This window comes from Micromonospora sp. NPDC051196, from assembly GCF_040682415.1.
Classification (GTDB): Bacteria; Actinomycetota; Actinomycetes; order Mycobacteriales; family Micromonosporaceae; genus Micromonospora.
Window position 1 is genome coordinate 27,000 of sequence record NZ_JBFBAY010000019.1, and the last position, 21,497, is coordinate 48,496.

Below are 21,497 nucleotides of genomic sequence, written 5' to 3' on the forward strand. Positions count from 1 at the left end.
CCTTTCTGGGACATGGGGAATCGGCGGTCACCGGATGCGGTGACCGCCGACAGGGGCAGGGGTTTGCGCCTTGGTCGCGAGGCGGCGACATGGGTGCTGGTGGCTGAGGCGGGCAGAGGGCGGCCGACCGGGAAGGTGGGCGCGATGCCGTCGCGGGACGCGTCAGTTCAGCACATGAGATGTAGGAGAGCCTTCAGGCTAGCCAGGGTGCTGCTGGTGCGGCTGGCCTGTCAGGCCCTACGGGTCTGACAGGCCCTGACAGCCTCGGTGTCGGCGTCGACCGGCGCCGGATTTCAGTCCGACATCGCGGGAGTTCATGGTGACTGTCGACGTCGTAGGGCTTCCTGAGTTCGTTGATCTCGTCGAGTTGGTTCGGCGATCGATGCGGGAGATGGAGCCGACCGACTCGGACCGCTACTCCTGCCGGGCATGAGATGGTGCGGAACAGGGGGTTGACGACGTTCACCCGTCGGAAACCGGTTGCATGATGACCTGGGGGTTTGAGTAATGTCTTGTGCCATGTCGAGCCCTGAGGCATCCACGGTGGGGGCTTTCGGTCACGCCGTCAGCCCCCTGAACCGCTGAGTTCCTAACCCGCTCCCCCGCAGACGTGGCGGGGCGGGACATTGCGCGCACCCTGGGGGTGCTGGCCGCGGTGACGAGACGTGCCTTTCTCCTTCTCGCTCACCTCGGAGCTTGTGATGCCTCTCCCGCTCTATCTGCTTGCCGTGGCGGTCTTCGCCATGGGCACCTCGGAGTTCATGCTCGCCGGCCTGGTGCCGGACATCGCGGCAAACCTCAACGTGTCCGTCGGCGCCGCCGGGATCCTGACCTCGGCGTTCGCTGCCGGAATGATCGTCGGCGCGCCACTGATGGCGGCACTCGCGCGCCGCTGGCCAGCCCGGGCCAGCCTGCTGGGCTTCGTGCTGGTGTTCGCCGTGGCCCACGTCGTGGGCGCTCTCACCACCAGCTTCACGGTTCTGCTGTCCACCCGCGTGCTCGCCGCCCTGGCCAACGCGGGCTTCCTCGCGGTGGCACTGACCACAGCCGCCACGCTCGTCGCCACTGACCAGAAAGGGCGCGCACTGGCGGTGCTGCTTGCGGGCACGACGGTGGCCACCATCGTTGGAGTACCCGGCGGTGCTGTGCTCGGCACGCTGATCAGCTGGCGTGCAACGTTCTGGGCGATCGCCCTGCTCTGCCTTCCCGCTGCCGTCGGCGTCATCAAGGGCATCCCGGCCCGTGTCGACACCACCTCTCAGGGCACTGCACCCGGCTCGTCTCTTCGCCGGGAGATCGCTCAACTCGCGATGCCCAGGCTGCTCCTGGTCATGCTGCTCGGTGCCCTCGTCAACGCGGCCACCTTCGCCACGTTCACGTTCCTGGCACCGATCGTGACGGACACCGCCGGCCTGCGCGGCCTGTGGGTGTCGGTCGCGCTGGTGCTCTTCGGGGTCGGGTCCTTCACTGGTGTCACCATCGCGGGACGCCTCTCCGATCAGCGCCCCCACATCGTGATCGCTATCGGTGGCCCGTTGCTGCTACTCGGCTGGGTCGCGTTGGCGGCTCTGGCTACCCAACCGGTAGCGCTCCTGCTCCTCGTGCTCGTGCAGGGCACGCTGTCCTTCGCCGTAGGCAGCACCCTGATCACCCGGGTCCTTTATGAGGCAGCCGGCGCGCCCACCATGGGCGGGTCGTATGCGACTGCGGCACTGAACATCGGTGCTGCTGGCGGGCCCGTCGTTGCCGCCATCACCCTCGGGGCCGACGCCGGCGACCTCGGCCCGGTATGGGTCAGCGCCCTGCTGGTGGCGATCGCACTGCTCATCGCCCTGCCGCTCCGGAGAGTCGTCACACCCCGCGCCGGTCAGGCCGCCCGATGACCCACAACGTTGCGCTGAGCATTGTGGGACGGCGGTGACTCATCACCGGAATTTAGGGCCGGTCGCCGTCGATCGTGAAGTCCGAGATGGCGGCGAGCAGGTCCCTCGACACGTACCAGGGATTCTTCGTGCTACCGACGACCTCAATGAGGATCGCGGTGTCGTCACGAGCCAGCACACGGAACTCGTCGCCGGTGCGGAGGGTCAGTCCGCCGCCGGCGTCGGCGTCCTCGGCGACACGGTAGATCCGCGACATGGCTGCCGCTTGGGCGTGCACGTGGAGCGCCTGCTTGATGGACCTCGTTGTCCTGACAACGGCCTTTACGCCAACCTCACCGCCCTTGTAGACGAGGGCACCTCCGGCGGCGATCGCGAGGATGAGCACGCGTGGTCCGCCGATCTTCCCGGCGACGGTCGTCATGAGTTGGTAGTCGTTCCACTTGGCCACGAGCCGCCCCCGTCGAGTTCGAGTGAGCGTGAGCGTAGCCCGTCCGATCGAAGGACGTCGCCGGTCCGCTGTGCATCACCGGGGCTCTGCGTAGGTCACTGCCCATCAGGGAGGTTCAAACCCGAGTGCCGATGGCATGACAAGCCCATCGGCTACCCGGATTCGCCGTGCAACACGCGGGTGTTCCTGACCGTCAGGACTGTGGGCCGCGCCGCAGGACCAGCACGTCCTCGTGGGCGATGAGGTGGACGGGGAGACCTTGGGCCCGTGACTTGCGGACGGCCATGAGCCCGAACATCGAGGCGCGGTGCACGATCTGCCCGTCACGGACAGCGGCGAGCATCGCGGCGCACCGCTGCACCGGTATCAGTCCCACCGAGCGGGCCACGGCGAGCAGTTCGCCGGGCAGGTCGATCAGGTTGTCCCGGTGGTGGCGCACCGGCCGGCAGGTGATCACCACGGTGCCGCCGGGTCGCAGCAGCTGGTAGCTGGCGGCCAGGATTGCGGCGAACCCGTCCATCAAACGGGACCATCCGTCGTAGGCGAGGTTGCCTCGTTCCCGGTCCCCGTACAGGTGGTTGCGTTTACGGACCCCGCTGCCGGTCACCTGCACGAGGCCGTGGGTGCCGCGCCCGTATGGCGGTGAGGTGAGTACGAGTCCCACTCGGCCGACCGTGGACGCCGGTACCACGCCGAGAAGAGTGGTCGCGTCGCCGGTGAACACTCGCGCGGATCCGGTCGCGCCCTGCGACCGGGCGAGGGCGATGTTGGCGGCGGCCAGCGCGGTGAACCGAGGTTCGATGTCGATGCCCAGGCCGTGCCGGCCGAGATGCATGGCCTCGACCAGGGTGGTGCCGGACCCGCACATCGGGTCGAACACCAGGTCCCCCGGTGCCGTGTAGGAGCTGATCGCGTGTGCGGCCAGATGAGGCAGCATCTTGCCCGGATGGCTCGATGTCGCCGGCACGTACCGGCCTCGACGTTGGTCACGAGCCGGCTGCTGACAGGTCAACCACAACGACGTGACCGGCAGAGACTCAGCCATCGGCGCCGCCGCGGTGCGTCAGGATCAACACGTCGGTGTGGATGTCCAGCTGCGTACGCTGACCGGGCCGAGGCGGCCGGTCGGCCGCCACGATGTGCTGCAGGTACGCCAACCCGGCCCGCTTGGCGGCGATGACGACATCGACCGGCAGGACAAGGTCACCGTGCGGCAGCAGCACCGCCACACAGCCACCCGGCAGCAGGCCGGCCCGGCAGCGGGCGAAGAACTCCCCCGGCGACGTGTCGTCCACCGGCCAGCCGGTGGCGATCAACATCGCGGGTTCCCGACCCCAGTCGGGGTGCCGGTGGTGAAGGTGGCTGCGGCGGTGCGCGGCAATGACCGCGCGGGCAAGTTGTGGCCCCACCACCAGATCGATGACGAGATCGGTGGGATGGGTGAGGTTGTGGACCAGCCGCACCGCCATCGCGTTGGACATGGTCTCACCGTCCTGCGGGGCGGGGACCGGCCAGACAGTGATCGGCACGGGCGGGTCACCGGACACCACATCCCCCACAGGGATCGGTGCACGGCGCGGGTTGCTGTCGGTCATAGGCACGGTGGCCCCCGGACCGGCGGACGTACTGACGATTCCCAGTGCGCCGCTGACAGGCCGATCGAACCCACCCCCGACCTGACACGACCCGTCACACCGGCAATCTGACAACCCCACCCGACCCGCCGTCAGCGGCGCACCTGACAGGACCGGACACGACCTGTCCGGACCTGGCAACCGGCTCTGGTGTCAGGTCAGGCTGTCCCAATCGATGGCCTCGGAGCCGCCGCACCCCGCGGCAGGCCCCGTCGAAGGAGACACCACCATGGCCACGACCACCCGCAACCGCGCAGCCGAGACGGCGCTGACCACCGCGGAGACCGCGTTCACGCTGCTGACCTGTGAACCCGCACCGCTGGTGTTCGACGCCCGGCCGATACCAGGCCTGCCGGACACCACACTGCCGCTGGACCAACTGCGCACGCTGGTCAAACTCCAGCGCTACGACAGCAGCACCACCGACGAGCTGTGGAGGCAACTCGCCCACCACGCCCGCGAATGGGGACCTGCCTGGGTCGTCGGCGCGATCGGCGTCGCACTACCCGCACTGACACACCTCGCGGCGAAGATCAGCCGCGGTCACCCCCGGCACGCCGACGACGTCGACTCCGAAGTCCTCGCCGGATTCCTGCACGCCCTGCGCACCGCCGACCTTGACACACCCCGCCTGTGGCTACGGCTGTGCTGGGCCGCCTGGCGGGCCGGCAGCAGCGTCATCACCGCCGACGACAGCCAGGAACTTCCCCTGGACCTGCCCACGGGATCACGGTCGCCGAAGATGCCGTACGGGCATCCCGACCTGCTGCTCGGTCGAGCAGCCGCCACCGGCCTGATCACCGTCGACGCCGCCGAACTCATCAGCGCCACCCGCTTCGGTGACGCGCTGATCGAGCACCTCGCTGCCACGCAGGGCCTGACGCCGTCCGCTTTGCGGATGCGCCGGCGCCGCGCCGAGCGCATCGTCGCCGCCGCCATCGCTCGAGGCGACCTTTCCAGCCCCACACGTTCCTGCGGCGAAGGCGAACACCCCGCCGCAGCCTGATCCTGGTCCTTGCCTGTCGTCGACACGAGGCCATCCCGGTGCTCCTGGGGTGGCCTCGTGTGGTGACGGAAGAGGTAACCGACAACTGAAGGTCAGGCAGAAATTCGTTCATCTGGACACGCCAACGTTCCTCATCGCGCTGATTGATGCGCGGATCATGGGCGGCAAATTCTCTCCTGATCCCCGCTGCGGTCGAATCTTCCGGTCGGCGTGGGTGTGGCATAGTCGGCAGGGCCGGCACGTTCGGTCGACGGGAGAGACGGTGCCTCGCCATCCGGACACAACGATCAGGCCGAACACCGTCCTCAGTGGTGCCCGACGAAGGTTGTCTTCCCCAGTGCGGCCTGGGCAGTGCATGTCCCGAGTCGAGTTGGCCGACGCGGTCAACGCGGCTCTTGACCGTCTTTATCCCGGCCGGAATCTCGCCGCTCTGTACGTGGACTTCCGATGGGTCGGCAAGCTGGAACGTGGAGAGCACCGGTGGCCAAGTCCCGAGCGCCGTGCCGCTCTGCGTCAGGTCCTTAGCGCGGTCGCCGATGCGGATCTCGGTCTCTACAGCCCGCGGCGTACACATCCCGACAGGAACGGTCCCGGGTCGGCGGAACCGTTCCGCGTCCCCGCCACCACACCTGAGGTTGACCTGAGCGGATTGCGGGCTTGCCTCGATGCGTTCGACATCCCGCCAGACGGTCCGGTCCGCCCAGCAGCCGAGTTACGGACGGCGGTGGACCATGTCGTACGCCTGCGCCTCACCTCGAACTACCGGAAACTCGCCATCGTCATCCCCGCCTTACTCGACGAGCTTCACCGTGCTCAACGCTCCTCGATCCATGCGCGGCGAGAGTTCACGGCGGCCCTCCTCACGCAGGCATACCGAGCCGCTGATGCTCTCGCGGACAAGTTCGGCCACCACGACCTGTCCGCCAGGATCATCACCATGATGACCAAGGTCGCCCAGGACACGTCCGACCCGACCGTCATCGGCACCGCCCAGTACGTACGTGGAGAACTGTTCTTCCACAACGGCCGACCCGAACTCGGCCGCATGCTCCTGGAGGAAGCAGCAACCAGCATCAGCGGCATCAGCCAGCCAGCAGGGCGGGCGACGTACGGTGCGCTGCACATGCGGGCAGCGGTGCTTGCCGGCCTGGCCCGTCAACCGTCTTATGCCCATGATCACTTGAGGGAAGCCAGCGAGTGCGCGCGGAGGCTGCCCGACGGCGAGTATCACGGCACCGCCTTCGGGCCTTCTTCTGTCCGGATCCACGAAGTGACACTGGCTCTCGACTCCGGTGAGCCAGACGCTGCCCTTCGTGCCGCTGCGGGCTGGGTTCCCCCCGCCTCTGTCCCCAGCGAGCGGCGGTCCCATTTCTACATCGACCTGGCCCGCGCCCACATTCAGACCGGCTCTCCGCAGCGAGCCGTCGAATCCCTGTGGGCGGCGAGGACGGCAGCACCGGAACACACTCGGATTCATCCTCACGTTCGGGACGCTGTCAGTGCGTTACGTCCTGTCGTTGCATCTGGCAATTCCTTCGACGAGTTCGCCACGTGGTCAGCCGGAGCCATCGGCTAACTCGGTCGGACCAGATCCGCTAGCTCCTCCAACGACTCCAGCACCCAGGCCCCGGTGTCGGCGATGGCGGGGTCGTCGGCCCACAGGTGCCCCCAGGGGCCGCGTTTGATCAAGGCCGGCCGCAGGCCGGCCGCGTGGGCAGCGGTGACGTCGTAGTCTCGATGGTCACCGACGTAGAGAATCTCGCTCGGCCCCCCTGGCGCGAACTCGACAATTCGGGCGAAGAACAGCGGGTCCGGCTTCGCGACCTGCCACTCGCCGGAGGTGGCAATGGCGTCGACGGGAAGGGCCAACGTGCGCAGCAGGTGAGCAGCCCGGACGGTTTGGTTACCCGCCACCCCGACCCACACCCCGCGTCTGCGCAGCTCGGTCATGGCGGGACGCACATCGGCGTACAGGTCTGCCTCGCCGATCTGTTCACCGAGGCCTGCTGCCTCCCGCCGCTCTCGCTCCGCAGTGAGATCAATGCCGGGGCGTAAGTACTGGAAGGCTTCGGCGTTGTTGCGGCCCTGCGCGACGACGATCCCCACCAGGGCCGACAGGGTGTGCCGTGGCACGCTCAGCCAGTCAGCCCATGCCTGGAATTCCCGTGTGTCGTCCAGCAGCGTTTCACCGACATCAAACACCACTGACCTGATCACCGGCGGCTCCTCTATCAAGGTCGACGCTTCACCCTATGGGAGTTGGACAGCTCGGACGGTCTGCCGTTGGGTGTTGAGGCAAGTACGATCCGTGCCATCGTCGAGATGAGCCCTGCAGGAGTAGCTGATGATCGCCGATGAAACCCTCGCTCGCATCAATGAAGGGGTGCAGTTGCATCATCAGCAGGGCCAGCGTGAGGCTGCTCGCGACCTTTTTGCGCAGATCTGGGATGAGATCGGTGGTGAGCGCGGCGATCCGTTGCATGTTTGCGTTCTGGCGCACTCGATGGCCGATGTGCAGGACAACGTGCACCAGGAGCTGGTCTGGGACGAGCGGGCGCTGACAGCGGCCGGCTTGCTCACCGACGACCGGCTTGCGCAGGCTGGGGTGCCGATGTCGGTGGCAGCTTTGTATCCGTCGTTGCATCTCAACTTGGGTGAGTGTTACCGAAAGCTCGGCGATCTCGGCCGTGCCCGCGAGTTCCTCCAGTGTGCGCAGGCGGGGATCGGCGCGCTTGGCGATGACGCGTACGCGCAGCTGATCAAGGGCGGTTTGGATCGGCTGGCGCAGGAGCTGACTTCCAAGTAGGCGCACGCTGCCGAAAGGGGCCTCTGGTAGCCGGTCGCATCGCCGGGCGGCGAGGCGACCGAGCAGTCCCCGGTTGGGGACGATCAAAAAAGACCTTCGATCGCCTCGAGGGGTCAAGTGGCGGGGATTGGTTGGATCGCGGGATGGACTACCGAAAGCTCTTCGCGGACGTGCATCGGCGGCCCGGGATGTTCGGGCTGGACGGCTCATTTCACGACTTCACCGTCTTCATTCATGGCTGCGAGGCCGGCAATGACTGGCAGTTACTTGCAGGCTTCAGGGAGTGGCTGGTGGTCCGCTGCGGGCACGGAGACAATCTGGTCTGGAGGGCACTGGTGCTGCACCAGGCGTTCCCGGATGGTCCGCCGCACCGTGAGCAGCTTGAGGCGGAGGTTGAGCTCGACCGGGCGGCTGTCGAAACGCTGTTTCGGCTGCTTGACGAGTATCTGCAGCGACGAGCAGAGGATGGTGGTCTGGCGAGGATCTTCGACGAGTACGTGACCTGGCGGAAGGCACAGAGCTGGTCGTGATTCGTGCGACGGCGTTGTCCTGCCGCGGGTCGAATGCCCTGGCAGGGTCGTATCGCTGGCCTGTCGCCAGGCAGCGATGCAGGCAGCCGCGGAGCCGGTTGACCGGCGGCGCAGCGCGGCGGGGTGCCGGTCGCCGTGGTCGCGTCGGCGTTGGTAGTGCTGCTTGGCGGGTTCGGCGTGGGTGGCGGCGACGAAGGCCCGCAGGTATCCGGCGACAGCGAGCCGGTGGTTTTGACCCTTGCGGTGGGTGAAGGAGATGCTGCGGCCGGACGCGCTGGTCACCGGGGCCGCATTCCCCACTCGAAGCTCAGCCCTGACTGGGCGTCGAGGGATCGGGACCGGGGTTCACCCGGTGAAGGACCGGTCAGCCCAGAGCAGCTGATCGATCGTGTCAGGGGGTGACAGGTTCGGGGTGGGTTCGATCGACCTGACAGCCGAGATCTGGGCGGTGCATGTCATCCACGGCATGCCCGCCCGGTGGGGACCGGGCGAGGTGCACCGGTTCGGCATGGCTGGCGCGGCGTACTGACACCGCAATCCCTTTCGCTACACGTAAGGGAGGAGCGCCCCCACCGGACCCATTACCGGCCTCGTCCTGGTTCCCACCGTGGCGGCCCCGCAGCCCCTTGTGGAGCGCCGCAATGCACACGACTCTGTCCGTCCTGTCTGACCTCGCCGCCACGCCGCCGCCGTTGGCGGTGAACAGCATCAACCAGGTCATTGCCAACATCACCGGATGGATCATGGGGATCATCGCGTTGGTCGCGACGATGTTCCTGGTCATCGGTGGCCTGCGCTACATGGCGGCCGGTGGCGATCCGGCCCAGATCGAGCAGGCGAAAGGTAACTTCAAGTCCGCGTTGGTCGGTTACGCCCTCGCGGTGTTGGCCCCGGTGATCCTGCAGGTGTTGCAGGGCATCCTCGGCGGCTGAGATGTCACCGGGCATGGTCACCTGGCTGATGGACGGCCTGGTCGGCTGGCTCGCCGAGATGGTCAACACTCTTCTCGGCGGGCTCCTGGCCTTCCTCACGTCGTCGATCTTCGTCTCACCGGACATCACGGTCCTGCCGCAGGTACGCGCGATCGCCGGCAACAGTGCCCTGGTCGTCAACGCCTGCTTCGCCGTCGCAGTCATCGCCGCCGGTATCGCGGTGATGCTCGGTGATTCCGTCGAAACCCAGTACCACGTCAAACACCTGGTGCCTCGGCTCGTGGTCGGGTTCATCCTGTCGGCGTTCGCGGTCCCGCTCACCGGCGTGCTGATCAGCATCGCCAACGCGTTGACGGTGGCGATGGCCGGTGAGGCGGCGCCGACCACCGAGACCATCGCGTTCGTCCGGGCGCGTGTCGCGTCGGCGATGACCGATCCGGGCAACGCCCTGCTGATCACTGTCATCGGGCTGCTCATCGTGGTGCTGATGTTCCTGCTCGTGGCCGGCTGGCTGGCCCGCATCGGCCTGTTGGTGATCTTGGCGGGGATCGCGCCGGTGGCGCTGGCCTGCTACGCCACCCCGTGGACCCAGGGTGCCGCGACACTGTGGTGGCGTGCCCTGCTGGGTTGTCTGGCCACCCCGGCGGTGCAGGCCGTCGCGTTCTCGGCGGGCATCAACCTGCTGGTCGACCCGGAGTCGAACCTGCCGATCCTGCTCGGCCTGCCCGCCTCCGACACCCTCAACCTGCTGCTCGTCGTCGTCGTGCTGTGGACCACGGTCAAGATCCCGAGCCTGATGCACCGGTTCGTCACCCACCAGGGCCGGCCGCCGAACATCACCGCGCTCATCCTGCGCACCGTCGCCGTGCAGCGGATGGCACGCGGTCTCGGCCGGCCCGCAGCGGGACTACGGGGATAGCCATGAGCAGCCGATCGTCAGGTCCCCCGCCCACCCACCTACGGGAGTCGCCAATGACTCAGCTTGATGACACGCCGCGTGCTGTCGTACCGGCCAACGTCAACGAACCTGACCGTATCGCCTTCGGCTTGACGTTCCGGCAGCTCGGCATCCTCGGCGGCGTCGGCCTGGCCGCGTTCACCGTGTACCGCACTGTCGGGCACGTCCTGCCGCCGGTGGCGTGGATCGTCGCCGGGGTCATCGTGTTCGCCGTCGCGATCGTCGTGGCGCTCGGCCGCCGCGACGGTCTGCCCTTGGATGTGTGGCTTCGGCACGGCTTCGCCCTGACCTCCAGCCCCCGCACACTCACCCCCGGCGCTGCCCGGGCCAGCATGGTCGCGGCCGTCGCCGGTCGACCGCCGGTACCGGCGCCGCTGCGCTCCCCGGTCACCGCGGTCAGCCCGACCGGGGTCCTGACCTGCGAGGGCAGCGACAAGGTCGTGATCGCGTGCGGCACCACCAACATCCATCTGCGCACCGGCAGCGAACAGAGCGCGTTGCTGGACGGGTTCGGCAGGTTCCTCAACAGCCTGACCGGGGCGGCGCAGATCGTCGTGGCCGCGCAACGGCATGACCTGAGCGCCCACGCGCAGCTGATCGTCGACCACGCGCCACGTCTGCCGCATCCGGCGTTGCAGGCCGCCGCCGACGATCACGCCGGTTTTCTCCTCGACCTCGACGCTGAGCGTGACCCGTTGCGCCGCCAGGTGCTCGCGGTCGTCTCCGGCGCGCACTCGGCCGACGCCGCGGTGCGTGCCCTGTCCGGGCTCGGTGTCGAAGCGGCGGCTTTGGACGGGCCGGCCGTCGCCTCGGCCCTCGCCCACGCGGTCGACCCCTTGTCTCCACCGGTGCCCGGCCCGCGGGCCGTGCCGGGCACCCCTGTCACCTTTCGGAGTACACCATGAACCTGCGCAAGACCGGAACGAGGAACGTTGCGGCCGGGATGGGGATGCCGTCGCCGGCCGCGTTGGAGGTCACGGCGTCGCATCTGCGGGTCGGTGACGGCTACGCCGCCACCTACGTGGTGTGCGGCTATCCGGCCGAGGTCGGTCCGGCCTGGCTCGATCCTCTGCTGTCCTACCCCGGCCGCGTCGACGTCGCGGTGCACCTGGAGCCCGTCGTACCGCAGGTGGCGGCGCCGATGCTCAAGCGTCAACGGGCCCGCCTCGAATCGTCGCGGCGCCTCGATGCCGAGCAGGGGCGGTTGGGTGACCCGATGGTCGAGGCGGCAGCGGTGGACGCCGCGGATCTGGCCGAACGGGTCGCGCGGGGTGCGGCGAAGCTGTTCGACGTCGGTATCTACGTCACCATTCACGCCCGGACCCTCGAGGAGTTGGCGACCGTCGCCGCGGGGGTGAGGTCGGCGGCTGCGTCGGTGCTGCTCGACTTGCAGCCGGCCACGTTCCGCCAGCAGCAGGGCTGGATATCGACCCTGCCGCTGGGGGTGGATCCGCTGCGGATGCGCCGCATCCTCGACACCACCGCCCTCGCCGCCGCGTTCCCTCTCGCCTCGGCGGACCTCGCCGCCCCCACACCCGGCGTCATCGCCCCACCCGAGGGGGTGCTGTTCGGGGTGAACACCACCTCCCACGGGGTGCTGGTGTGGAACCGGTGGGCGCAGGACAACCACAACAGCGTCGTCCTCGCCCGCTCGGGCGCCGGCAAAAGCTACTTCGTCAAACTCGAAGTGCTGCGCAACCTCTACCAGGGCACGGCGGTGTCGGTCATCGACCCAGAGGACGAGTACGCGCCGCTGGCCGCGCACGTCGGCGGGACCGTCGTGCAGCTCGGCCGGCCCGGTGTCCGGGTCAACCCGCTCGACCTGCCCGCCGACCCGCGGCCCGACACCCTGACCCGCCGCGGCCTGTACCTGCACACACTCATCGCGGTCATGCTCGGCGCGGCACCACCGCCCGCCGAACGCGCCGCCTTGGATCGGGCGATCACCGCCACCTATGCCGGGGCGGGAATCACCGGTGACCCGGCCACCTGGACGAAACCGGCGCCGCTGCTACGGGACCTGGCCGCCACCCTCGGCGCCGACGACGACCCGGCCGCCGGGCAGCTCGCCGCCCGACTCACCCCATGGACGAGCGGGAACTTCGCCAGCCTGTTCGACGGGCCGACCACCACCGCACCGACCGGGCACCTGGTGGTGTGGTCGCTGCGGCATCTGCCCGACGAACTCCGCACCGTCGGCACGCTGCTGGCCTTGGGCTCGATCTGGTCGGGCATCGACACCCCGCCCACGAGCGGCCACCGGCGTCGCCAGCTCGTCGTGGTCGACGAGGCGTGGTTGCTGATGCGCGACAGTGAAGGCGCCCGGTTCCTGTTCCGGATGGCCAAGGCGGCCCGCAAACGGTCCGCCGGGCTGTGCGTCATCACCCAGGACGCCGCCGACGTCCTGGCCACCGACCTCGGTCTGGCGGTGGTGTCCAACGCCGCGACGCAGGTGCTGATGCGCCAGTCGGCACAGTCCATCGATGCGGTGGCGGAGGCATTTCACCTCACTGCCGGTGAGTCCCGACTGCTGCTGTCCGCACCCCGGGGCGAGGGCCTGCTCGTCGCCGGCCGTATCCGGATTCCGTTCCGCAGCGTCGGGTCGGCCGCAGAACACCGCATCGCCGTCACGGGTCTCGGGGAGGCCGGATGACCACCTTCCCGACCTGGCCCGCCGAGGTGTGGCAGTGGGTGGTCGCCCGGCCGTGGCTCGGGCTGTTCGCCGCCGCCGCGATCGTCGCGGCGATGGTCGGCCACGACCGGGTGCTCGCCTGGCGGCACCGCCGGTTGGCCGTCGGCGCACGGTGGTTGACCATTGCCGCCCCGCCGGAGGTCACATCGGAGGCGGCTGCCGCGTTCTGGATCACCGTGATGGGGGTGCTGACCCCGCCGTCGGTGTGGCGACGGCGGCTGTTCGGCTATCCGCACGTCGCCTGGGAGTACCTGTGGACCGGCCGTACGTTGACCATCCGCGTGTGGGTTCCCGCGACGGTGCCGCCCGGCGCGGTCGAAGCCGCCGTCCGGGCGGCCTGGCCCGCCGCCACCCTGTCCACCGCGGAGGCTGCCGCGCCGATCCCCACCGAGGTGGAGCAGGAGGTGGGTGGGGCGCACTGGCCGCAGCACACTGACGGCCTGCCGCTGCGTGCCGAGCATGACAGTGATCCGCTGCGGGCGTTGCTGGCCGCCGGGGCGCAGGTCCGTCATCGGGAACACGCGTGCGTGCAGGTCCTGGCCCGCCCGGCCCCCGCCTACCGGGTCCGCGCCGCCCGCCGGGCTGCCGCCACCGCCGGCACCCACCCGCACGGACGACCCGACGTGGCCGCCCGCGCGGTGTCGGGCGCGGCGCAGTTGGCCGTCGCACCCCTGCTGTGGATCCTCGACGTCTTCACGCCCGGCCCGTCCCGGCCACACACCCCGGCCACGACTCGGCGACCGGTGGAGCGGGATCCGGTGGCTGGCGCCGACGCGCGGACGGTGGTGGACAAGGCGGTGCGGGTGCCGCACTTCGAGGTCGCGGTCCGGTACGCCGTCGCCGCGGACCGGAAGCCGATCGACGAGCAACGGGCGAGGCAGGTCCGGGAGCGTCTGGTCGGGCTCAGACACACCATCGCCTCGGCTGCGGCGACGTACACCGGCCCGAATCGGCTGCGGCGGATGAAGATGCCGCAGCCGGTGGCCACCCTCGCCGGGCGCCGGCTACGACGAGGCTTCCTCGCCACCGTGCCGGAACTGGCCGCGCTCGCCGCGCTGCCGCAGGACCTCGCGGTGCCGGGCCTGGATCGGGCGCGGGCCAAGGCCGTGCCCGCGCCGGTGCAGGTGCCTGCTGGTGGCCGTGGGGTGAAGGTGCTCGGACGGTCGCAGCTCGGCGGTCACAGTGTCGGTCTGCGGGTGACCGACGCCCGCCAGCACCTGCACGTGGTCGGTAAGACCGGTGTCGGTAAGTCCACGCTGCTGCTGAACATGATCCTCGGTGACATCAAAGCCGGCCGTGGGACGGTGGTCATCGACCCACGCGGAGATTTGATCACCGACATCCTCGACCGGCTTCCCGCCTCGTACGCGAGCAGGATCGCGATCATCGACCCGGACCAGGACAACCCGGCCTGCTTCAACCCCCTCGATGACCAGGGCGATCCGCATCTGGCCGTCGACAACCTCGTCGGGATCTTCGCGAGGATCTTCGCCGGTCAGTGGGGACCACGCATGGACGACACCATGCGGGTGGCCTGTCTGACGTTGATGCGGCACGCGAAACCGACGCTGAGTCTGGTGCCGTCGCTGTTGCAGGACCGCCAGTTCCGGGGCCGGTTCACCCACGGCCTGGACGACCCGGACGGCCTCGGCGGGTTCTGGCTCTGGTACGACGGCATCAACGAGACCTTCCGCGGCCAGGTCATCGCCCCCGTCCTGGCCCGGCTACGGGCGTTCCTGCTGCGTGACTTCGTCAAGAGTGTCATCGGCAACGCCCGCAGCTCGTTCGACATGGGTGCGGTTCTCGACGGCGGGGTGCTGCTGTGCCGGCTACCCAAGGGCATCCTCGGTGAGGAGACCAGCCGGATCCTCGGGTCGCTGATCGTCGCCCGGGTGTGGCAGGCCGCCATCGCCCGCGCCGCGGTCGCTGAGGACCAGCGCAAAGACGCTGTCCTCTACATCGACGAGTGTCAGAACTTCCTCACTCTGCCGGGCAGTGTCGGTGACATGCTGGCCGAGGCGCGTGGGTTCCGCCTCGGGCTCGTCCTGGCCCACCAGGACCTCGCGCAGCTACCGAAGGACATCGCCGCGGCGGTGTCGGCCAACGCGCGCAGCAAGGTGTACTTCACTGTCGACCCGGCCGACGGCCGGGAGCTGTCCCGGCATACCAAACCTGAGGTGGACGAGCATGATCTCGCGCACCTCGACGTGTACACGGCCGCTGCCCGGCTGCTGGTCGACAACCGGGAACTGCCGGCGTTCACGTTCACCACTCACCCGCCCGTGCCGGTGGTGGGTGAGGCGACCGCGATCCGGCAGGAATGTGCCGCCGCGCACGCCCACGCCGAGGGTGAGCCGCCGATGCAGCAGCTCGCCCGTACGGCGATGACGCGACGGTTGAACAGCCGCGATCGGTGACCGGCCGCTCGTTCGGGGGCTCGGCGGGGTGCGGCGGTGGGGGCTCGTGTGGGGGTGTCGGCGACACGAGGCCCCCAACGAGCCTGCGCCTGCGGGCCTGTCAGGTCCCTGACCTGCGCTGATCGGGGCTACGGCAACCCCACGACCACGATCGTCTTGTCCAGACTCCCTTCGGGACTCTCTCTGCATCGGGGTAATGCTTCATGGCGACATCGCGTTCCGCTGGCCTGCTGGCCATCTACCCACACATCACCGGCCGTGACCGCCGGCTGCTGCAACTCCTCGACGACCACCAGGTGCTCACCACCGACCAGATCCACCGGATGCTGTTTCAGGCCCGACGCACCTGTCAGCTCCGCCTCGGTGAACTGGCCGCCCTGGGCCTGCTGGACCGGTTCCGGTTCCACCGCGACGGCGGCGGCACCCGGCCGTGGCACTGGACCCTCGGCCACCTGGGGCACCGCTTCCAGGCCGCCGCCCACCACCGACCCGAACCCACCGTGCGGGCGACCCGGCAGATCGTGCACCGCCTGTCGGCCAACCCGCACCTGGCGCATCTGCTCCTGGCGAACGAATTCTTCGTCCGACTGACCGCCCACGCCCGCCACCGGCCGGGCACGAGCCTGGACCGGTGGTGGTCGGAGACGACCACGACGAAGCAGTTCCGGACCATCACCGCCGACGGACACGGCCTGTGGCGCAGCGGCGACACGAGGGTGGGGTTCTTCCTGGAAGCCGACACCGGCACCGAACCGCTGGGCCGGGTGGTAGCGAAACTCGACCGCTACGCACAGCTGACCCGCCGCGGCGGCCCCCGCTACCCGGTGCTGTTCTGGCTCGGCAGCGCCCACCGCGAGGAACACCTGCACCGGCTGCTGGGCGGCGAGGTGCCGTGCGCGACCGCCACGCATGCCGCCGACCCGGCCGACGCGGTGTGGCTTGCCGCCGGCACGACCACCCGGGTGCGGCTGGCCGACCTCCCGAGTGATCACGGCCAGCCGGTGGCGGACAACCCCACCTTCGACGACGACGGTGTCTTCCTCACCTGACAGGCCCTGACAGCCGCACCGCCATTCCTGTCAGGGCTGCTCAGCGGCATGTTGACAAGGCGCAGCGGAGATGGCGCTGTCAGGTCACGACGCTACGGTGCAGCTTCACCTTTTGCTCGCACCGCCGCCCCGTCTCTCCCTCTCGGACCTGCCCGCGCCAGCGGGATCACCCACCCACCCTCGCGGTCGGTTCCTGATCCCCCTCGCGCCCACACGGCAACCGTCCCGGTGCAGACGCCCCGCCCGGTGGCACCACCCGCCCCCACCTCTGTCGTGAAGGGAGCACCCTGTCATGCCCACACCTGCGGCGATCGTCGGACTGACGGTCACCGTCTGCTTCTCCCCCGGCGCCGACGCCGACTGGTTCGCCGCCTGCGAGAAGGTCCACGACCTCCTCGACGCCCACGGCACCCCGACCCGCCGCTACCACGTACGCCACCGGCCGGTGATCGGCTGGCTGACCCGCTTCTTCGGCTACTACCTGCTCGACGCAGTCCGCCGCTTCGGTGCGGTCACCCGCGCCGCCGGAGGCCGCAAGAGCCGCCTCGACCTGACCCGCACCGCCGCCACCGCCGCCCGGCACGCCACCCTGCGGTGGCGTGCCTGGAACACCCTCATCGCCACCACCACCCGACCCGCCCGACCGTGGGAGGACTTCCTCGCCCACCACCACGCCGCCCCCGCCACCATCCCCCCGAACGAGGCACGTCGCCGCTTCGAACAGCAACCCCAGGTACTGGCGATGATCGCCCACCACCTCGACCCCTACGAACTGTCCGCCTACCAGGCGGGCGAACACACCTACGTCGGGCTGCACTGGCGCATCGCCCTGATCGGTGACGCGCTGATCACCACCAAAGGCCGCCTCCTCACCCCGGCCAGCGATTCAGTCGCGGACCGGTTCCGGTTCCTCAACGAGGCCTGCACCTACGTCCGGGGTCTTCGCCCCGACGCGAGGCTGTGCGCCATCACCCTCGCCTAGCACCCGCCACCTGCCACGAGGCCGGTCGCCGCAGTACGGCGACCGGCCTTCGCCATGCCCGGCCTATCCGCGAAGGAGTCCTCCGTGTTCCTGACCGATCCGGCGCTGCGGCGTATCGCCGCCGACACCCACGACGTCCTCCCCGAGCCCCTGTGGCGCCACGACACCGCCACCCTCAACCCGATCGGTGACCTCGCCCGCCTCCTCCACACCACCGCCCGCGACTTCACCGACAGCACCACCGCACTCGACCAGGCCCTCCACCGAGTGGACGCCCTCGCCGGCCGGGGCCGCCGCGGTCTGGCCGCCAGCGCCGATCTTCACATCGCCGGCTACCAGCAGACACTCACCGACGCCCTCGCCGCCCGCGAACGACACCTCGTGCTCGGGGCCATACTCGTCACCGCGTACCGCGCGTGGCGTAACCATCGGCCGGTACTGGGCAGCAGCGACGAGCGTCACCTGCTGCTGTACCGCGGCGACCCGGCGCGTGGCGTGGCCACCCTGCGCCGACGTGAGCAGCACACGTGGCTGGTGGTGCCCGACAGTGAGGCCGCCAGCGCCTTCAACATTCCCTACCCCGACCGGGTCGTCGGCGAGGTCACCGAAACCGATCAGGGATGGACGGCGACTGCCTACATCGGCGCCCTGCATCAACTCACCGCACCCGCGATGACGTATCCCCTGCCGGTGTGCGGGGATGACCTCGCCTCGGCCTGCCGAGCGTTGCTGCGCTGGTGGCATCTGCGCCACTCCGACACCTGGCGGAGCCGCACCCCCGACCAGCTCACCCCCGCCGAGCTCACCCACCTCACCAGCTAGCAGCCGGCCCGGGTGCGGCGGCCTGTCAACCGCGGGGACACCCCGGCCACCGGCCGGGCCTCCACCGGCCCGACCATCGTGTTTCGCGCCGCGACCCGCAGCCGCCGAGATGCGGCGGGTAGCGGCGAAGCGAGTTGCTGACCCTGGTCGCCGGCTCAGGACCCGGCTCATCAGCGGCGGCGATGTCACCGGCGTCGGCCTGCTGGGTCCGTGCGGTGTCACGTCGGTCGAAGCCACCGGATCGCCATTGCCCGCACACCGGACGGCAGTCCGCTCGCGGATCGCCGTCCGGGCTGCGGCCCGCGGCCCGGCGTACCACCGCCCGGCACCACACGGTGCCGGGCCGCCCCACCAACCCCTGAAGGAGGGAAATCTGATGGATCACCTGTCCCTGACGCCTGCCACGCAGGCCGTCCTCGACGCCCTCACCGACCTCGGTGAAGGCACCGTCCACGAGGTGGCCGACAAGTCCGGCAAGGCCCGCTCCACCACGGACAAGGCGCTGAGGACCCTGGCCGACGCCGGACTTGTCGTGCCGGTGAACGCCGACGCCGACTCGGCCGACGGCATACCCGCCCGCTGGACCCTCGTCACCCCTGTCGATGCCAGCGGCACCACGCCGGACGACGTCAGCCCTGGTGACATGCACACCGCCAGTAAGGGCACCCCCGAGGACGCCGACCCGAGTCCCGACACCGGTCCCGGCGAGCCGGACACCGCATCGGTCGACCTGCCCGCCCCGCCGACCGACCCGGACGTCAACGCCGAGCCCGGCCAGGACGACGAGACCCACCGCGCCGAGGGCACAGACCCGGAACCCGACCCGGGCGAGCCGGGCGCCGGCCACGACGACGGCGGCTCGACCGGCCTGGACGAAGGGTCCGGCGACGCGAAGGAGGACGGCGGCGAGGGCGGTGACGCCGACACTACCGACGAGGCAGCCCGCCGGGTTGCCGTGATGCAGCCGGCACGGCCGGGTGACCGCAAGGTCATGGCGATCAAGGGTGTGTTGGCCGACCACGGCGACGACGGCGCCACCCTGGAGGTCATCGTGGCCGAAAGCGGCATCGGGCAGACCACCGCGACCCGGCTGCTCACCGCGATGGAGCAGGCCGACGCCGCCCGCCGGCTTCCCGGCCTGCCGCAGCGGTGGATCCCGGGCCCGACCAAGGCCAGTGAGGTCGACCCGAACCCGCAACCACCCCGCTGCCCGCTCTGCCGTCAGGTCATCCGCGCACTCGCCACCGCCCCGACCGCCATCGCGGCGGTGCAGTCGCTGATCCGCCCCGACGGCACGCTGCACATCGTCGACGCGGACGGTGAGACACACGTCGTCACCCTGCCCACCCGCACGCCCTCTCCCCTGGCGGGCGTCGCCAGGACGACGATCCCGCGCAGCGGCGACGGGAGCGTCAACGCCGACGGCAGCCAGCCGTTCGGGCGGGGCGAGCTGGAACGCCTGACTCTGGAGCACCTGGCCGCCCATCCCGGCACGGCGATGACCCCACAGGACATCGCCACCGCGCTTGCCGCGCAGCTGGACCGGGCGGTCAGCAACGGGGCGGTACGCAACAACCTGACCAAGGCAGCCGCCGCCGGCCGGATCCTCCTGGTCTCCGACGCCCCGCTGACCTTCGCCCACCCGGCACCCGCCGACACCGGGCAGACCGACGACAGCGATCAGTCCTGACTCACACCACCCCGCTGCGGGGCCGCGCCGTGTGCTCGGCCCCGCAGCCGTAAGCGAAGGGAGAAACCCTGTGCCGCACGAATTGGAAACCTTCAGCGACGGGACGACCGCGTTCGCATCCGCCCGCCTGTCGGCGTGGCACCAGCTCGGCACCGTCACGCAGGACACGATGCGCGCCGAAGAGATCATGGCCGCGGCGCGGCTCGGTGACTGGGGTGTGCGCACCATCCGCACCGTCGGCATCGACATCGTCGACGGCGTCGAGGTGCAGATCCCTGCCGACGACAAGCGGATGACTGTCCGCCGTAACCCGGTCACCGGCGCCACCGAGTACCTCGGCATCGTCGGCACCGACTACACGGTGGTGCAGAACGAGCAGTGCGCCGACATGCTCGACCGCCTGGTCGATCAGGTCGGTGGCGCCCACTTCGAGACCGCCGGCAGCCTGCGCCGCGGCAAGAGCGTGTTCGTGACGATGAAGCTGCCGCAGGCGATGCAGATCGGCGGAGTCGACCGTCTGGACCTGTACCTGATCGGCACCACCAGCCACGACGGCAGCGCCGCGCTGCGGGTGGACGCCAGCCCGATCCGGGTGGTGTGTGCCAACACCCAACGGGCGGCGTTCGCGAACTCGGTGGGGCACTACACGTTCCGGCACACCTCCAACGTCAACTCGCAGATCAGTCAGGCCCGGGAAGCCCTCGGGCTGATGTGGCAGTACATGGAGACGTTCGAGAAGGCCGCCGAGCGGATGCTGCAGACCGAGATGACCATGCGGGAGTTCGAGACCGTCGTTGCTCAGGTGTGGCCGGTCAAGGACAACGCCTCCGACCAGACCCGCAACAACGCCAAGCAGCGCCTCGGCACCTTGAAGTACCTGATCCGCGAGGCCGACACGCAGAAGGCTATCGCCGGCAGCCGGTGGGCCGGCTTTCAGGCCATCACCGAGTACCTCGACCACTACCAGCCCGCCAAGAACGCCACCGTCCGCGCCAACAGGGTGATCACCGGCAACGTCGGCGAGCTGAAGGTGGCTGCCTTTGACCTACTGAAGGTCTGATCACGCACACCTGTCGGGGCAGCGGCCATCCCAGGCCGCTGCCCCGACAGGTGTCACGAAGGGACGCATCCCCATGGCGCAGTGCACGACGACGTGCGGATCCGGCCGGGCAGGCAGCCGATGAGCCGGCACCTCCTCCACCCCCGCGACGCCCGACAGTCGGTGTGCGGGCTTCCCGCCGCCGACATCCACCGGTGGGACACCGACGAGCCGCCACGCAGGGACGACACCTGCGAGGACTGTTACACCCTGCTGCCCGAGGCCGCCCGGCCCGACGACGCGAACCACCCGCCCGGCGACACCACCCTCATCGACACGCTACGACGCATCGTCGCCAACCGGCAGCACCTCAAGATCGACGGCGTGATCGTGGACATGTGGTCGGCCTCGGTCACGCTCCTGATCTGGGACCGACTCCACAACGACAAACGGCAACGACTGCTGACCCTGCCGTCACACGAACTGATCCTGCGCTGCGTCGCCATCTACCGCCACGTCACCACCACCAAGGGCACCACGTGACGAGCCCTCGACAGCCCCAGTGGTTCCACTTCGGGCCACAGGTGTTCTCTCAACGCCGCGCAGGCC

General features: G+C 69.5%; 20 protein-coding genes. 16 read left to right on the top strand and 4 right to left on the bottom strand.

Features of this window, described 5'->3' with window-relative positions; all coding sequences use genetic code 11:
• The first annotated feature begins 701 nt into the window (after positions 1–701).
• Positions 702–1,883 carry a Cmx/CmrA family chloramphenicol efflux MFS transporter gene (locus AB0M35_RS25790; protein ID WP_363748514.1) on the top strand — a complete coding sequence of 394 codons (1,182 nt, stop codon included), beginning with the start codon at positions 702–704 and terminating at the stop codon, positions 1,881–1,883.
• Between the two features lie 52 nt (positions 1,884–1,935).
• Here the strand turns inward: AB0M35_RS25790 and AB0M35_RS25795 are convergent, their stop codons facing one another.
• The 3 genes from AB0M35_RS25795 to AB0M35_RS25805 form a co-directional block, all read right to left on the bottom strand.
• Entirely contained in the window at positions 1,936–2,331 is a 396-nt protein-coding gene (locus AB0M35_RS25795; protein ID WP_013732968.1) for a hypothetical protein, read from the bottom strand.
• A gap of 193 nt (positions 2,332–2,524) precedes the next feature.
• Positions 2,525–3,376, bottom strand: a complete 852-nt coding sequence (locus tag AB0M35_RS25800; RefSeq protein WP_363748515.1) for a DNA methyltransferase — start codon at positions 3,374–3,376, stop codon at positions 2,525–2,527.
• On the bottom strand, positions 3,369–3,812 hold the full coding sequence (locus AB0M35_RS25805) for a hypothetical protein (RefSeq protein ID WP_363748516.1): 444 nt from the start codon (positions 3,810–3,812) through the stop codon (positions 3,369–3,371). The genes AB0M35_RS25800 and AB0M35_RS25805 overlap by 8 nt, the downstream gene beginning before the upstream one ends.
• A gap of 382 nt (positions 3,813–4,194) precedes the next feature.
• Between AB0M35_RS25805 and AB0M35_RS25810 the strand changes: the two genes are divergently transcribed.
• Both AB0M35_RS25810 and AB0M35_RS25815 read left to right on the top strand, forming a co-directional pair.
• Positions 4,195–4,971, top strand: a complete 777-nt coding sequence (locus AB0M35_RS25810; RefSeq protein WP_363748517.1) for a hypothetical protein — start codon at positions 4,195–4,197, stop codon at positions 4,969–4,971.
• Positions 4,972–5,341: 370 nt separating this feature from the next.
• On the top strand, positions 5,342–6,547 hold the full coding sequence (locus tag AB0M35_RS25815) for a hypothetical protein (RefSeq protein ID WP_363748518.1): 1,206 nt from the start codon (positions 5,342–5,344) through the stop codon (positions 6,545–6,547).
• Here AB0M35_RS25815 and AB0M35_RS25820 read toward each other — a convergent pair.
• The gene (locus tag AB0M35_RS25820) at positions 6,544–7,188 is read right to left on the bottom strand and encodes an HAD-IA family hydrolase (RefSeq protein WP_363748519.1); all 645 of its coding nucleotides are present in this window, start codon (positions 7,186–7,188) and stop codon (positions 6,544–6,546) included. The two genes, AB0M35_RS25815 and AB0M35_RS25820, sit on opposite strands and share 4 nt — an antisense overlap.
• A gap of 127 nt (positions 7,189–7,315) precedes the next feature.
• Here AB0M35_RS25820 and AB0M35_RS25825 point away from each other — a divergent pair, with 127 nt between their 5' ends.
• The 13 genes from AB0M35_RS25825 (at position 7,316) to AB0M35_RS25885 (ending at position 21,431) form a co-directional block, all read left to right on the top strand.
• Entirely contained in the window at positions 7,316–7,777 is a 462-nt protein-coding gene (locus AB0M35_RS25825) for a hypothetical protein (protein ID WP_363748520.1), read from the top strand.
• A 143-nt stretch (positions 7,778–7,920) separates the two neighbouring features.
• Positions 7,921–8,307: a hypothetical protein gene (locus AB0M35_RS25830; RefSeq protein ID WP_043720429.1), complete on the top strand. Its 387-nt coding sequence runs from the start codon at positions 7,921–7,923 to the stop codon at positions 8,305–8,307.
• Between the two features lie 641 nt (positions 8,308–8,948).
• Positions 8,949–9,239 carry a pilin gene (locus tag AB0M35_RS25835; protein ID WP_363748521.1) on the top strand — a complete coding sequence of 97 codons (291 nt, stop codon included), beginning with the start codon at positions 8,949–8,951 and terminating at the stop codon, positions 9,237–9,239.
• Between the two features lies 1 nt (position 9,240).
• Positions 9,241–10,158 (top strand): conjugal transfer protein TrbL family protein, encoded by a 918-nt coding sequence (locus AB0M35_RS25840; RefSeq protein WP_363748522.1) that lies wholly within the window; start codon positions 9,241–9,243, stop codon positions 10,156–10,158.
• Between the two features lie 53 nt (positions 10,159–10,211).
• Positions 10,212–11,102, top strand: coding sequence for a PrgI family protein (locus tag AB0M35_RS25845; protein ID WP_363748523.1), 891 nt, complete (start codon positions 10,212–10,214; stop codon positions 11,100–11,102).
• Positions 11,099–12,850 (top strand): DUF87 domain-containing protein, encoded by a 1,752-nt coding sequence (locus AB0M35_RS25850; RefSeq protein ID WP_363748524.1) that lies wholly within the window; start codon positions 11,099–11,101, stop codon positions 12,848–12,850. The genes AB0M35_RS25845 and AB0M35_RS25850 overlap by 4 nt, the downstream gene beginning before the upstream one ends.
• Positions 12,847–15,306 carry a DUF87 domain-containing protein gene (locus AB0M35_RS25855; protein ID WP_363748525.1) on the top strand — a complete coding sequence of 820 codons (2,460 nt, stop codon included), beginning with the start codon at positions 12,847–12,849 and terminating at the stop codon, positions 15,304–15,306. The genes AB0M35_RS25850 and AB0M35_RS25855 overlap by 4 nt, the downstream gene beginning before the upstream one ends.
• Before the next feature lie 203 nt (positions 15,307–15,509).
• Positions 15,510–16,355, top strand: coding sequence for a replication-relaxation family protein (locus tag AB0M35_RS25860; RefSeq protein ID WP_363748526.1), 846 nt, complete (start codon positions 15,510–15,512; stop codon positions 16,353–16,355).
• Positions 16,356–16,647: 292 nt separating this feature from the next.
• Complete coding sequence (locus AB0M35_RS25865) at positions 16,648–17,337, top strand: hypothetical protein (RefSeq protein ID WP_363748527.1); 690 nt, start codon at positions 16,648–16,650, stop codon at positions 17,335–17,337.
• An 84-nt stretch (positions 17,338–17,421) separates the two neighbouring features.
• Entirely contained in the window at positions 17,422–18,159 is a 738-nt protein-coding gene (locus AB0M35_RS25870; RefSeq protein WP_363748528.1) for a hypothetical protein, read from the top strand.
• A 376-nt stretch (positions 18,160–18,535) separates the two neighbouring features.
• Entirely contained in the window at positions 18,536–19,849 is a 1,314-nt protein-coding gene (locus AB0M35_RS25875) for a helix-turn-helix domain-containing protein (RefSeq protein ID WP_363748529.1), read from the top strand.
• Positions 19,850–19,919: 70 nt separating this feature from the next.
• On the top strand, positions 19,920–20,909 hold the full coding sequence (locus AB0M35_RS25880) for a DUF932 domain-containing protein (RefSeq protein WP_363748530.1): 990 nt from the start codon (positions 19,920–19,922) through the stop codon (positions 20,907–20,909).
• A 120-nt stretch (positions 20,910–21,029) separates the two neighbouring features.
• The gene (locus AB0M35_RS25885; protein ID WP_363748531.1) at positions 21,030–21,431 is read left to right on the top strand and encodes a hypothetical protein; all 402 of its coding nucleotides are present in this window, start codon (positions 21,030–21,032) and stop codon (positions 21,429–21,431) included.
• Positions 21,432–21,497: the final 66 nt, after the last annotated feature.